We start from the raw sequence: 14939 nt of genomic DNA, 5'->3' as shown, positions 1-14939 counted from the left end.
GAGCAAGAGATAGTTAACAAGTATTTACGTTGAGGTATAAAAAAATGGCCATTACAGTTACAATTTCTGGTGCAAATGGAAATGTTATAAACTTAGGTAGTGATGTTACTAAGCGTGATGAAAGCGCAGTGACACAGTTACAAAATGATATTAATAATGGTATTGCAACAGGAAAAGCTCAAGCTTTTGATATTGGAACCGCTTCTGGTAATCCCGATGTTCCAACAGGGGTTACTCCTGTGGGGATTATCACAGAAGCTGGTATGTATCAATTACCAAGTGCATATGATTATATAGTTGTGGCGGATGGTACAGATGCTCAGTCTGGTTCAGTAGTATTAAATAATAATGGTTTTAATAACAATTTTGTTGATGTATTGGCAGGCAGAAAGTCTGGTATTGTTTATAATGCAGGAAACGAATCTGGACAAATTGTAAATACAAGTGGCAATTTAAGTTTCAACGGTGCGGATCAAACGGGTGCTTGGACTATTTATACAGGTAACGGTGATGCTACTATTGCAACAACAAATGGCAATAACAGAATTAATACAGGTACAGGCAAAAATACAATTCAATTAGGGACTGGTGTTAATAGCCTGTATTTGCAAGGTGAAGATACTATTACTGGTGCATCAAACTATCAATCAGTAACTGTAAATGGTTCGAATTCTGACATTAATCTTGGTGATGGTGCGTTAGTGTTAGATGGCGGTAATGGTAGCAAAAATAAATTATCAATCGGTAAAGACAGTACCATTACCGGTGGGGTCGAAGGACAAGTTACTTTCAATAACGGTGGTCAAAATACGTACCAAGGCGGAACCGATAGTACAATCAATGCGAGCGGTGCTGATGCTTATGTAAGAGTTGTTCACGGTGATGGGAATACTTATGGAATTGATGGCAAAGCGACATTTTTAAACTCTTTTAACAAAACCTCAATCACCATTAGTGGGGAAATGGCTGCATTTGGTGCGCAAGGTTCTGATTATACGGTCAATGCAAGTGGTAATAGTACAGGATTATTCGTAGCCGATATCGGTAATGAAACATTGAATGCTTCTGGTTCAACGGTTGGATTGTCCATTTATGCGAATACCGTTTCTGGTGCTACTTCAAGCTTTGTAGCAACTGGTGGCTCTGGTAATGATGTGATGGTTGGTGGAACAGGGAACGCCACTTTCACTGGCGGTGCTGGTGATAACTACTTCATGTTTGATAAAAATACTTCTGAAAATGGTAATACAGTTATCAAGGACTTTGCACAAACAGGAAGCAATAACAAAATTGCTATTTACAACTTTGGCCTTGATACGAATAGCCTTACAGAATTGTTGCATAACTCACAGAATGATGCACAGGGCAGTGCAGTAATAAATCTGAATGGTCATTCGATTACGGTTGAAGGCGTTTCTGTTACTGATTTGACAGTAAATCAATTTGACGTTGGAAACCCTAGCGTTAAAACTGCGTAATTCTATTGAGTTGCTGACAATAACTTAGTTATTCAAAAGACTAAGTTATTGTTTAATTTAATGTTGATATTTATATATGTGTATAGTATAAGTTAAGAGATAAGCATGCCAATGTTTATAATAAATTATAAAAATTGTAATAATGAAAAATAATAGAGTGAAGTAGAAATGGGTGAGAGAATAACTGTTGTTGGCGGAAGCGATAACGCCATATCTGTGACTTTAGATGGTTCACAGGCTTATAGATTGGCACAACAATTTAGTGAAGATATTAAAAATTATTATCAAAATAATAAATTACTAGCGAATCCAGAAGAGTCGGAAACACCTACTGATAAAATTGGGTATGGGATTATCACTGCTGGTGGTGCCTATAATCTTGGTAACGGTTATGATTACATAGTCGTAGGCGGTTTCAATAATGTTTCAGATCCTTTAAATTACAAGGAAACTGCAACAACAGAATACTCTCTAGATGCGCCTGTTGCTATCAACTCAGAAAGAATGAATGCTAACCAAAATGTAAGTGTTGTGGCTGGTAATTCAGGTGGCTTCACTTATGTGGCCGGTCAAGAAAGCGGAAAGATCGCTGCAGGTAATGCTGAGAGTAATGTTAATTTTCGAGGCAACACCGTCAACGGTGGTAATTGGGATATTAGAACTGGAACTGGGAACGATACCATTGTTACTGGTAGTGGTAATAACACAGTTTATGCATCTACTGGTGTAAACTCTATTGATATTACATATGGGACTCGCAACCAAGTACGTTCTGAGGGTGAAGATAGCATTTTTGCTTCCAAAAGTAGCACGGCACAAAATCGTGTTACTCTAAGCGGGGGTAATAAGGATTATCATGCGACTGTCGAAATCAACAAAGGTGCTTCTGTTAGTGATACCAGTTTTTACAACGTAGTCACTGTTGGTGGTGGTAGTACAATTGAAGGTGGTACGTATGGTAACTATACATTCGATGGATCATACGATTCTAGTTTGAACCATATGGCTGGTGGTCTATCTAGCACTGTTCAAGCAACAGGTGACTTACAAGTTGTTCAAGGTGATTCAAATACGATTAATGCAAGTCAGTCCCTCACATTCTTAAATGGTAAAGGTAACACCTTAGCAAATACACAAGGGCAGGCTCTTGGCTTTGGTGCTAATGAATTGAATTATACGTTGAATGCTACTGGCAATGATGCAGGTTTGTTTGTTGCTGATGCTGGTAATGAGACATTGAATGCTTCTGGTTCAACAGTTGGATTATCCATTTATGCAAATACAATTGTTGGGGGCGGTGGCACTAATTTTGTAGCTACTGGTGGTTCTGGCAACGATGTGATGGTTGGTGGAACAGGGAACTCTACTTTCACTGGTGGTGCTGGTGATAACTTCTTTATGTTTGATAAAAATAATTCTGAAGACGGAAAAACGCTTATTAAAGATTTTTCTCACACCGGAAGTAACAACAAAATTGCGCTTTACAATTTTGGTCTTGATAGCGATAGCCTTGCAGAATTATTGCGTAATTCTCAGAACAATGATAAAGGTGATGCAGTATTAAATCTGAATGGTCATACCATTACAGTCGAAGGTGTCTCTGTATCTGATTTGACAGTAAATCAGTTTGATGTTGGTAACCCTTCTATTAAATCATCATAATTATATTTGATTTTACTTAAAAGCCAGTTACTTATGTAGCTGGCTTTTTTTGTTTTAATTAGGTTGAAAATTTGAATGAATAATAAAAATCAAAATAAGATTTTGGATAGCTATAAAAATAGTTTGAAATTATCTGCTTTACAATTATCAGCCCTACAAAGTGAAATAAATGATAAAGATATTTTGATTGCTCGAATTAAAAAATCGCTTTCTTGGAAAATTACGTTACCTGTCAGAATATTAGGATACATTGCTAAAGGGAAATTTTTTAAAGAATACCCATTAAAAATTGTAAGAAAACGGTTATTAGAAATATATAGAGAAGACGGTATAGAAGGGATTTATAATAAATTTATATTTCGTTTTCCTATAACCAAAAATATAGTAAGTAAGCTTTCTTTTGAGAAAAACGAATTAAAGACTAAATTAGAAAGTAATGCTCTAATTACAAATAAAAATCATTCTGATGATAAGTTAAATAGAATTTATCAAGATCAATTTACTAATGATTTTTCGATAAATAAATATTCATTAATACTAATTATAGCAGAAGTGACATTGCCACAATGTTACAAGTATCGCGTTCAACAAAAAGCGGAACATTTAGAGCGGTTGGGTTGGGATGTTAAGATAGTTGATTGGCGTGAACAAAAAACGACGTTATCATTTTTACAAATTTGTAAAGAAGTTATATTTTATCGTGTTCCTGCGTTTCCAAATGTCACAGAGCAAATTAATGAAGCAAAACGATTAGGATTAAGTCCCTGGTGGGAGGTTGATGATCTGATTGTAGATCAAGATCGTTATGCAGAATGCGGTTTTATGCACCATCTTACAACCGAAGAGAAAGATCTATTATTTTTTGGTGCAGATTTATTTCGTAAAACAATGTTATCTTGTGATCGTGCAATTGCATCAACCAAAACTTTGGCAGATGTTATGTCTCAAGCTGGATTAAGAACAGTCTGTGTGATTGAAAATGCGCTAGACAAAGACACTTTGCGTATTGCTCAGAAATTATATCCTAATAGTGTTCAAAAGAAAAAAACATCCGAGTATTCTGATGAAGTTGTAATTGTATATGGGTCTGGTACAAATACGCATAATGCAGATTTTCTGATTGCTTCTAGCGGTATTCTATCTGCTTTGAAACATAATTCTAATCTACGTTTATGGATCATAGGTGAGCTTGAACTCCCCGTTACATTCCAAGAGTGTATTCATCAAATAAAGTATATTCCTCCTCAATCTTATGAGCAATATTTAGAATTGTTAGCCCAGGCGGACATTGCCATTGCACCATTGGAACCCATTCTTTTCAACGATGCAAAAAGTAATATAAAATATTTGGAGGCATCAATTTTAGGCATTCCGTCTATTTGTTCGCCAAGACAAGCCTTTAAAGATATAATTCGCGATCAAGAGAATGGGCTGCTCGCGAATACGGCAGAAGAGTGGAAAGAAAAAATATTATATCTTGCTGAGAATGCTAAAATAAGACAAACGATAGGTTTACAAGCATATCATGATGTTGTTGCCTACTATTCTCCTGATGAGATTACTATTCGACAAGTTGAACCAGTGTTTGGTTATGCTCAGCGCGTTGTGAATAAAAATCTTAAAATATTAGTTGTTAACGTATATTATGCCCCATATTCATTTGGGGGTGCTACCTTTGTCGCAGAGGAGATGGCGCGGCGTATTCATGAAACCAATAATGTCGAAGTAACAGTCTTTACGACTAGACCTCTTCAAGGGGATAAACGAGGTCTATGTAGATATCAATCAGAGAATATCATAGTTTATTCTGCAGATTTATCACCAGCAGCACACGCATCTCAGCAATTTAATAATATAGAAACTATTGAATCGTTTGAAATGGTTTTAGCCGCTGAGAGACCTGATATCGTTCATTTTCACTCGATACAGAATATGGGTTTACAAATGTTGTTGGTCTGTCAAAGTAAGCATATCCCTTATATCATTACTTTACATGATTCATGGTGGTTATGTAATCGTCAGTTCATGGTTAAATCAAATGGGCAATATTGTTTTCAAAAGAGAATTGACTTGCAGGCGTGTCAGAGATGTGAACCAGAGTCTCGATATCTGACCGAACGCATGATGATGATGCAACAGGGAATCCAAGCAGCTGCTTTGTTACTGAGTCCCAGTGAAACACATCGTCAACTTTACATCGCAAATGATGTTGATGAATCTTTGATTAAAGTAAATCGTAATGGCATCGTAAGACCTAAAAAAATTAGACCAAAGCGCCCTAAAAACGCTCCTATAAGATTTGGTTTTGTAGCTGGGGATGAGGTCATCAAAGGTGCTGTTATTATCAAAAAGGCTTTCAAATCTTTATCTCGATCAGATTGGGAACTAAAGATTATCGATAGTAAAGTTGATATGGGATTTCCTCCTATTGATGTCAGCAATTGGAACGTAAGAGGGAAAGTGATGACTGTTCCGCCGTACGATGAGGCAGGTAAAGATGACTTCTTTTATGGTATTGATGTATTATTATTTCCTTCGCAATGGAAAGAAAGTTATGGTTTAACTGTTCGCGAGGCATTGTTGAGAGACGTATGGGTTATTTGTAGTCATCCAGGTGGTCAATCTGAAGATGTAATTGATGGAATAAATGGAAATTACGTTTCTTTAAAAGGAGATGTTTCAGAGCTTGTGAACGTAATTGAAGAGGTGTTGGATAAAGCCTCTATGTTCGATTATTATGAAAATCCTTATAAGGATCAAATAGCAACTTTGGAAGGTCAAGCTGAGGAATTATTGGAATATTATCGACAAATAAAAGAAGAAATGTCGTAATCAAATTCTGTCTCATAAATATTTCAAGTATGTGATTTTATGGAAATGAGCCGTTGATTTTTATGAAGATATTCAGAATGCAACAGATAAATCGAATTTCCTTAGGAATAATTGTGGGCTGCGTTTGCTTCTTATATGGGATCAATGATAGCCTGGGAGCTAATAATTATTCTTCTTCACAACACAAAACTCAATGTATACGCTTTTCTGATTTATGGGAAAATGCAGAGACAGGAAATCCTGCCCCTGAATATTATTATCAGTGTGCAATTAGATTAAGTTTGACTTTACATCGCGTGGGGGTGGATATGAGATCTTTTTCCCAAAAGACAATCAACCCTGCGCCTGGACGTCAAACGCTTGGCAGGATTGTCATTGATGGTTTGTCTGTTGCAACGCGCGCTGATGAAATGGCATTATGGTTGCAGAAATATCCCTTTTGTGGATTGGGAAAAGCTGAAAATATCACAGGCAAAGATTGGAAAAATAAAGTTTATGGCAGGACAGGAATCATTGCTTTTTCCAATTATTGGGGCAAAAATCAAACGGGAGGTCACATTGATCTTTGGAATGAAACTCGTTTTCCATATCCATCCCCAAGCATTAGTATCGATGGCACGTTTGGTATCCTAGCTAATTTTTCTCGTTTTGCATTTGGTGGGCGGGGAATCTATAATGGCGGATATTATTATGGATATGGCATTTTACCTAATTTAGCAGATTCAAAGAAAATACTCTTTTTTGAAGTGAAGTAATGTTTGTTACGCTATTTATTTGTGAGGTGGATTTATGATAGGACAAGCAATCCCTTGTTTTAGGAAATATTTCCAAGCGAGTTTGGTATCGTAAGTGCTGATTAAGTATAAAAACCGCTTCCATTTTGGTACTAGAGGTAAAGGTCTATTTGGGAACTGTCTCAAATAATCATCAACATATTCCAAAGGAAAATAAGTATTATCTTTTAACAGCGTTCGATAATAATTCAGCCAGAAAAGCCCAAAATAATTATCGCGAATGACTTCTTTTTTAATAAAAGGTACCTGACCAGAGGCAATTACACTATACCAATCCATATGCATTGGGTTAGTTTGTCGAGGATCTCGCAGCGGATATTTTTTCAGTTTCGACCATTGTCCGACATAATTAAAATTAGGAATTTGTTGTAATATTCTTCCCAGCCCAAGCTCACCTTTTTGAATGATTTCTGGTTTTAGCATGTCTTTAAAAGGTAGGTTGAATAGTGCTTGTATTTTTTCATGATGAAATGCTTGATTGGTAAAACATAAAAACCACGATTGAAAATGCCAATTAATTTCTAAAGTTTCAACCATCCCCCAAACATCAATTGGCTGATTTAATCTTTGGGAAAAGATCGTATCCATGGGATATAAAGGGCCAAAGGTGCTGTCATTGGTCAGTAAAATATGGTCTGCCTCTTGTATGACATTCTTCTGCATTAACGCTTGCCATGCGCCAAAATCAAGGCCCTCGTTGGGACGTAGATGAGGGGTAATGCGATGTTGTTTGCAAAAATGTTCCGTATCTTCGGATAAAATGGTCTGTCCAGACAAAGCTAAGTGTGTTTCCCATCCGCAATCATATAATGCTTTTAAGTAATGTTTTACATCATTAGGCAGAATAGTGGATTGCGTGTAACTGGCAAACAGACATGTTTTTTTAGACATAAGTTAGTGGTTCCACAGGTGGTTTATATAGATTATTGATTTCATCTAAGGCAATTTCAACTGATTGATAGATTTTCCTACCAGTTATTTCTTCAATTAGGTCGCTTTTATAGATAATATTACGAAATTCATAATGACCTCCAGCAATGACAAGTTGTATATTTTTGCTTTGTAATAGAACACAAAGTTGATTGAAAGCATATAAAGTGCTTGCATCCCCTTGGGTCATTACAGAGGCATCAATAATAAACCAACGGATTTTTTGTTCGTCATATTGCGTGATAATACTTGCACATCGATTAGAAAAATATTCTTCGTTATAGAAAATAACAGAGGCTTCAAACAAATAGATAATACAATGAGGAACAGGAACAGCTGTTGGTTCTAAATGTAAATTGACAAGTTCTTTGGTATTGGGCAGCATCCCTAGTTGGGTGTCTCTTGGTTTGGCAGAGAGAGATAGGCCGTGTAGCAGAGTGATAAAGACTGCAAGAATAATACCTTGTAAAATTCCTACCCACAATACGCCTAACACAGTTAATAAAACAAAAAATGCTTCTCGGTGACTGACTTTTGATAGGAAGCGAAAAGTTTTAACATCAATAAGATTGATGGCGGTTGAGATCAGAATGACACTCAGAATTGCGGAAGGTAAAAAGCTGAGCGGATGAGCAAAAAAAGTAATAATCAGAGCAATTGTAATCGCTGAACTGATTCCTACCAGTGCGGTTTTCCCTCCAGAGTTTATACCAACAGCCGTTCTGGAGTCTGCCCCTGTGACTGTAAAGCTTTGAAATAGCCCAGAGCAAATATTTGCAACCCCAAAACTAATCAGTTCTTTATTTCCGTCGACTTGTTGGCCTATTTTTGCTGCGAAACTTCGTGCGGTAATAATACCACTGGAAAAACTGATAAGTGTAATTGCGATAATCGTTTCGATAAAATCAGTTAAAGGGAAATTAAAAGAGGGAATGTGGAAGCTGGGTAAGCCAGAGGGTAAAGTGCCAAGCATCATAATCCCATGTTGATTTAAACTAAATCCCCATGAAAGCAGTATAGAAATGATTACAGTAATAATAGGTGCAGGAATTGAAGGTTTGTAATAGGTACAAGCCCTAATAAAAATGAAAAAGATGATAGACAATCCAAACGTCATCCAATGGATAGATGATAAATGGTTGATAAAGAATAAAGTTTGCTCAAAAAAATTGCCAGGGGGGCTATAGATACGCGTGATAACTGATAATTGCGAAATGACTAGTTGTATACCAATACCTGCTAAATACCCTGTCAAAATTGGGCGAGATAAAAAATTGGCAATAAATCCAAATCGCAATTTGCCAGCAATGATACTGACAATACCCACCCCAATAGCAATCGCTGCCGCACCTTGGATCCTTGCATCAGGTGTTGTCAAAGCAAATGCCGTTAAACTGACCCCAACGATGTTGCTGACGGCTGTATCAGGACCAACAATCAAGAACGGTGAAGACCCAAAGATTGCATAAATCAGAACTGGTATAATACAGGCATATAATCCAATGATAACAGGAACACCCATTAAATTTGCATATGCCAGCCCAACAGGAATAGCCACACTTGAAACTAAGATCCCTGCGATAATATCATTAAAAGCAATAGGTAAGGTTAAACCACGTAAAGAGCGTATTCCAGCAGGTAATTGAATTTTCATGCTACAAAATAAAATAAATGAACGTTTTAATCTATTTATCTTCTGCCTTTGATTGAGCATTGTAAAGCAATAAAGATGCTCGTTCTTTCAGTTGTGATTGGTAGATTTTCCAATCTGGCATGATTTTGGCAACTAAGGCATGAAATTTCTTGCTGTGATTAAGCTCTTTTGCGTGGCATAGCTCATGTATGATGACATAATCGATGCAAGACAAGGGTGCTTTAATTAAATGTTGGTTTAATGTTATGATGCTGGGGGAACGATTAATATAACTGCCCCATCGACTGGTCATTTTTTTAATACGCAAAATTGGTGGCTGGTTCTCCCAATCGATCCATGGAATGGAAGGTTTTATAACAAGAATCCGTTTGAAAAATAGATCAAGTGCTTGAAAGCGATACCAGCTATCCAACAGACGCTCAATTTTTTGTGGGGTATTCTGGCGTATATTGATGTTTAGTATACCATCAATAAGTTGGATATTGGGTTTGTAATGAATATTTTCTTTAATATTTAAAGGATAATACTTTCCGAGAAAAAGATGTTTTTCAGATTGTATAAATTGAAGCTTTTCTCGTTTCTTCAGGTGGTTTTGCTGTGTTTCTATATGCTGAACGATCTTACTTGCATGTTTTTCGATAACGCCAATCAGATATGTACGGGGCGTTTTTTGTGGAGCTCGGATTCTGAGAATCTGTTCAGGGGTTATAGATAAAGAGATTTTCGGTTTTTTGGTTAAAGGATGAGGGAGATATAATTCACAAGGAATTAAATAGCCATGATAATTGAAATTGAATTTTTTTGGATATAAAGCCACTATTTTACTTAGAAATTAGATAAAATTATATATGAAATATTAAGTTGATGAGAATATAGTCTATGATGGAGTTATTTTCTCTTTAAGAAGTGAATGTAAATCAACAGGTGCAAAATTACAGACATCAACCCCAACATCATAGGCATTTTCATAAGGCTCAATGGAACCATGCACGTGACCATATAGATGAATAGAGCCACGATAAAATCCAGCCCATTCTCTTATAGGGTAATGAAATAAAACGACATGAGTTCCTTCTATTTTCAGTTCCTTATATTGATGAACGGATGTCCATTCCGATGCTCCTTGAATAGCTTTGGAGTCGTGATTTCCAATAATTAAATGTTTTTTTCCATTTAACTGGGATAATAGCGGGGAAGCATCTTTTGACCAGCAAACATCGCCAAGATGATAAATTTCGTCCTCTGGTTTTACGGACTTGTTCCAATTCAATATTAATGTTTGGTTCATTTCTTCAACATTGTTGAAGGGACGGTTACACAAAGTGATAATAGATTTATGATCGAAATGTGTGTCTGATGTAAACCAAGTTGTCATGATAATTTCAATAAATAAAAAGAGTAGAGTAAGTGGGTATACTAACGGTATTAACAATTATATTAAAGATATTATCATGAACAGTATTAGCTAAAAATGTATGTAAAATTTAATTTTACATACATTTTTAAGAAATTATCCTAGTATTTTACCAATTACACCACCAACTAATGGAAGGCTGGTAAGTGTGGATTCAATTTGTCCACCGACTTGGGAACCGATAGCAGTCCCAACATCTTTTCCTAGGGTAGGAAGTAAGTTTGAGAGGTTTACATTACCTAGAACAGGAAGTTGAACATTTAGATATGAGCTGATTAAGTTATAGCCGAAATTTCCGACATTTCCGCCGATGCTTGACAAACCATCTTTGATAAATCCAGCACCAGCTACGGTTTGAATTTCTACGATACTAAGTTCTCTCATTTTAATCACCATAATGTTATATAACGATATTATCTCAATGCATATATGAGACAATATCGATTTTATAATAAATAAAAAAACATAACAAGTTGAATTTCATTGGGAATTTTTAAATATTTAGTTGTGTGCAAATAATCACGCATTTTATAAAAAAAAACGCATAATATATTATAATAGTATTAAATACGGTTTTTATCAGTATAGAGTCTACGGATTACATAGGATAAAAATAGTGTTAAAATTTAGGGAGTAAATATGACTATAAAGCATATAAATTGTTAAAGCTATATATGCGCTGATTAAGTGGCTGGGGTGGGAGGGATCGAACCTCCGAATGGCGGAATCAAAATCCGCTGCCTTACCGCTTGGCTACACCCCAACGTTGGTCACGAAGCAACTTTTAGACGATTTCTTTATGGACGTAAAGAGGAAAAATGCATTTTTTTAATTTTTATTCATTTTTTTCAGAAATAAAGGGCTCATCTTGATGTTCAGGCTGGTTCTCTGGTGCTAAATGGTCATTTTTTACGACAAAATAAGGTGCAAATTTCCCTGCTTTTTTAATGGTTTGATCGAGGGATGCCATCGTTTGTGATAAATCAGCGGTATCGTCTTTGATCCAAACACGTATATTGAGTGCCCAGATGCCTGTTAATCCTTTGATACAAGCAAGTCCTCTGATTCCATTTGTTCTAATTTGTGCTGATTCTGCAATCCACTTCATACTGTTCTGGGTTGCAACGCCCATGATAACGGCAAGGGCAGGGTTAAAAGGCAAATTATGCAATGCAGAGATAAGACCTTTTCGATAATCTTGGAAAAAATCAAAACGGCTCATGAATAAATCGAATAAATAATCTGCCACAACTTGGCCGTGATAGGCCTGTTCCAATGCAGATTCATCCGCTAAACGATTTAAGTATAGCAGCAAAGATGATTTACATGGGAATTGTTGACGTGCTGTATGAGTGGGAATGTCTGCTTGTCGTGCAGCTTCGACAATAGACATTTGGTTCCATCCTTGCTCTGCAGCAATGTTCATTGCACTATTAAGAAGTCTCAGGTTTAGTTCTTCGTTATTCATCGTATACGTCCAAGATTATGAAAGACTTATTGATCACAATAAGTCTATTGATTGCAATTAAGAAGCCATTTCTTTTGATCGATCAGCAGCGGCCTGAATGGCTTTGGATAAAGAATCAGGCCATGCTTTTGAATCAATTAAGACATTAACGGCGCGCTCTGTAATGCCCCCTGGTGTTGCGACGGCTTTGCGTAATATTTCGGATTCTTGACTGGAATTGCCCAACAGCGCTGCTGACCCAACAACAGTTTGTCTTGCCAATAAGCGAGCCAACTCTGTTGAAAGTCCTTTTTCTTCACCAACTTTTTGTAATAATTCAGCCAACAAGAAAATATAAGCAGGACCACAGCCTGCAATTGCCGTTGCTACGTCCATTTCTTTTTCTGAATCGAGCCAAGCAACTTCACCAACAGCATGCAATAAATCATCCGCAAGTTGTTTTTGTTGGTCGGTTACTGTCGGGTCAGCAACAACAGAAGTCATTCCTAGCCCAAGTTCTGATGGAGTATTTGGCATAACACGCACGACAGGCTGATGGTCTCCAAATTGGTTTTTCAGCCAAGTAAGATCACGTCCCCCTAAGACAGATAAAATAACAGCTTCTTTTGTCCAAGGTGCCAAAGAAGGGATAATTTCCGCAGCTTGGGCAGGTTTCATGGCTAAAATAATGGCTTTGGGTTTGAACGCTTTGGGAATTTCGGCAATGGATTGTACATGTTGATGCGGTGACGGTAACTCAAGTGTGTGCCGATGAACAATAACCGAGGTCTCTAGCCCTTTTTTCAACCATCCTTTTAACATTGCATGTCCCATATGACCGCAACCAATCAAGAGAATAGAGGGTAAATTTGCCATGAGTTAATTCCTTTAATGAGTTATAAATTAAGAGATCCTTGTTCCGTTGGGAACTTGGCGTTCAATGGTTGAAATAACGATCCCTTGATCTGTTTCAAACCCCGTTAGTAAAAATTGTGATCGAAAAGAACCGATTTGTTTTTCTGGAAAATTAATGACACCGATAATTTGTTTGCCGATTAATTCTTCTTTTGTATAAAGGCTGACAATTTGTGCGCTGGTTTTGCGTTCGCCATAGGCTCCGAAATCTACCCATACTTTATAAGCAGGTTTCCGAGCCTCTGGGAATTCTTCGACTTTGATAATGGTGCCAGCAACCATCACGACTTTTTCAAAATCTGTCCATTCAATGATATCCATTTAAGGTTTCCTTTTCAAAAAGAGGATGACGGGCTTGATTTTATTTTTCAATAAAATAGCGATGGTCAAAGTCGATTTTATTGATTTTTATTTTCCAGTTTTGCAAGGCGTTCTTCTAGTGCTTGCACTTGTTCTTCTAATTTTTCTTGTGCAGAACGGGTGCGGCTAGCAATTTCGGTCATAATTTCGAATTCTTCACGGCGTACAAGGTGCAATGTTGATAAAATTTCATCCACGCGTCCTTTGACAATGCCAGAGATTTCCTCTTTGATTCCGCCAAAGACAGAAAAAGCACTGCCAGCGGCTTTTGACGCGTCGCCAAATATTTTTTTAGGATCAGACATAATTTATATTCCCAGTTAAAAAAGTGGATATAGAGACTAGTATAATTCATTATAGCTAGGTATCATGCAATTTGTAAATTTGTCTTTGGTTTTTAACTTACAATCTTTGTATTCGAAACATATTATGATTATTATTACTGGTGCGACTGGATTTATTGGTTCTTGCTTACAAGCCAAGCTGTATGCGTTAAAAGAAGAAACAATTATCGTTGATTGGCTAGGGGATCAAGGGAAATGGCGTAATATTGCCAAGCATGCTCCAGATGCTGTGATTGCGCCAGAAGCCTTAGACGAATTTCTAAAGACCGCTAAAAATGTGACCGCTGTTGTTCATCTGGGCGCAATTAGTGAAACCACTGCTCGTGATGGGGATTTGGTTTGGCAGACCAATGTCGATTTATCGATGAAGTTATGGAAATGGTGTGCTGAACATCAGGTCAGATTTATCTATGCGTCCTCTGCTGCGACCTATGGTGGGGCGAATAAAGCCTCGGAATTCACAGATAACCACAGCATTATTCATCAGTTAAAACCTTTGAATTTATATGGTTGGTCTAAACAAGTTTTTGATATGCAAATATTGAAAATGGTAAGAAATCATCAACCTACTCCCCCACAGTGGGTAGGGTTAAAGTTCTTTAATGTGTATGGGCCAAATGAATATCATAAAGGAAAAATGATTTCAGTTGTCAAAGTAAAGTTTGACGATATTGTCCAAGGAAATGCTCCAAAACTCTTTAAATCAGATCAAACTCATTTGGCTGATGGTGGGCAAGCCCGTGATTTTATCTGGGTTGGGGATGTGGTTGACATGATTTTATGGTTCCTAGAGAATCCTACTGCGATCAGCGGTATTTATAATTGTGGGACAGGACAAGCCAGAACTTATTTAGACTTGGCATATGCAGTTTGTAGTGCAATGAATGTAGATAAGACAGTTGATTTTATTGAAATGCCAGAGGCGTTAAAAGGGCAATATCAATATTTTACGCAAGCCAACATGGATAAAATAAGAAAAGCTGGATATACGAAATCATTCACATCATTAGAGGATGGAATAGGACAATATATTCACGACTACTTGCGTAAATCAGATTCTTACCTGTAAATAATTTTTTTGATTATTTCATTGAAAGATAAAGCTGCTT

Annotated in this window: 14 protein-coding genes and 1 tRNA gene; 5 read left to right on the top strand and 10 right to left on the bottom strand. The window is 36.8% G+C overall.

Annotation, left to right across the window (positions count from 1 at the left end; genetic code table 11):
- Positions 1–44 precede the first annotated feature (44 nt).
- From PQG52_RS10055 to PQG52_RS10040, 4 genes are all read left to right on the top strand, one after another.
- A complete protein-coding gene (locus tag PQG52_RS10055) occupies positions 45–1478 on the top strand; it encodes a beta strand repeat-containing protein (RefSeq protein ID WP_271829330.1) in 1434 nt (477 codons plus the stop codon).
- Between the two features lie 504 nt (positions 1479–1982).
- Positions 1983–3140 (top strand): hypothetical protein, encoded by a 1158-nt coding sequence (locus PQG52_RS10050; RefSeq protein WP_271829329.1) that lies wholly within the window; start codon positions 1983–1985, stop codon positions 3138–3140.
- Positions 3141–3215: 75 nt separating this feature from the next.
- Entirely contained in the window at positions 3216–5972 is a 2757-nt protein-coding gene (locus PQG52_RS10045) for a glycosyltransferase (protein ID WP_271829328.1), read from the top strand.
- Positions 5973–6049: 77 nt separating this feature from the next.
- On the top strand, positions 6050–6727 hold the full coding sequence (locus tag PQG52_RS10040; protein WP_271829326.1) for a T6SS effector amidase Tae4 family protein: 678 nt from the start codon (positions 6050–6052) through the stop codon (positions 6725–6727).
- 15 nt (positions 6728–6742) lie between these two features.
- Here the strand turns inward: PQG52_RS10040 and PQG52_RS10035 are convergent, their stop codons facing one another.
- The 10 genes from PQG52_RS10035 to PQG52_RS09990 form a co-directional block, all read right to left on the bottom strand.
- Entirely contained in the window at positions 6743–7657 is a 915-nt protein-coding gene (locus PQG52_RS10035; protein ID WP_271829324.1) for a rhamnan synthesis F family protein, read from the bottom strand.
- Positions 7650–9350 (bottom strand): SulP family inorganic anion transporter, encoded by a 1701-nt coding sequence (locus PQG52_RS10030; protein WP_271829323.1) that lies wholly within the window; start codon positions 9348–9350, stop codon positions 7650–7652. The genes PQG52_RS10035 and PQG52_RS10030 overlap by 8 nt, the downstream gene beginning before the upstream one ends.
- 31 nt (positions 9351–9381) lie before the next feature.
- Complete coding sequence (locus PQG52_RS10025) at positions 9382–10167, bottom strand: M48 family metallopeptidase (RefSeq protein WP_271829322.1); 786 nt, start codon at positions 10165–10167, stop codon at positions 9382–9384.
- Positions 10168–10227: 60 nt separating this feature from the next.
- A complete protein-coding gene (locus PQG52_RS10020; RefSeq protein ID WP_271829321.1) occupies positions 10228–10725 on the bottom strand; it encodes a metallophosphoesterase family protein in 498 nt (165 codons plus the stop codon).
- A 135-nt stretch (positions 10726–10860) separates the two neighbouring features.
- Entirely contained in the window at positions 10861–11148 is a 288-nt protein-coding gene (locus PQG52_RS10015) for a hypothetical protein (protein ID WP_271790351.1), read from the bottom strand.
- Between the two features lie 304 nt (positions 11149–11452).
- Positions 11453–11527, bottom strand: a tRNA-Gln gene (locus PQG52_RS10010).
- Between the two features lie 72 nt (positions 11528–11599).
- Complete coding sequence (locus PQG52_RS10005; RefSeq protein WP_271829320.1) at positions 11600–12232, bottom strand: TetR family transcriptional regulator; 633 nt, start codon at positions 12230–12232, stop codon at positions 11600–11602.
- A 57-nt stretch (positions 12233–12289) separates the two neighbouring features.
- Entirely contained in the window at positions 12290–13087 is a 798-nt protein-coding gene (gene proC / locus PQG52_RS10000) for a pyrroline-5-carboxylate reductase (RefSeq protein WP_271829319.1), read from the bottom strand.
- Positions 13088–13114: 27 nt separating this feature from the next.
- The gene (locus PQG52_RS09995; protein WP_271829318.1) at positions 13115–13447 is read right to left on the bottom strand and encodes a tRNA-binding protein; all 333 of its coding nucleotides are present in this window, start codon (positions 13445–13447) and stop codon (positions 13115–13117) included.
- A 77-nt stretch (positions 13448–13524) separates the two neighbouring features.
- On the bottom strand, positions 13525–13791 hold the full coding sequence (locus PQG52_RS09990) for an accessory factor UbiK family protein (RefSeq protein WP_271829316.1): 267 nt from the start codon (positions 13789–13791) through the stop codon (positions 13525–13527).
- Between the two features lie 124 nt (positions 13792–13915).
- Here PQG52_RS09990 and rfaD point away from each other — a divergent pair, with 124 nt between their 5' ends.
- Positions 13916–14899, top strand: coding sequence for an ADP-glyceromanno-heptose 6-epimerase (rfaD, locus tag PQG52_RS09985; protein WP_271829415.1), 984 nt, complete (start codon positions 13916–13918; stop codon positions 14897–14899).
- The last annotated feature ends 40 nt before the right edge of the window (positions 14900–14939 follow it).

The sequence above is a fragment of the Commensalibacter communis genome, from assembly GCF_947179105.1.
Taxonomy (GTDB): domain Bacteria; phylum Pseudomonadota; class Alphaproteobacteria; order Acetobacterales; family Acetobacteraceae; genus Commensalibacter; species Commensalibacter communis.
This window is presented reverse-complemented; position numbering and strand designations above follow the sequence as displayed.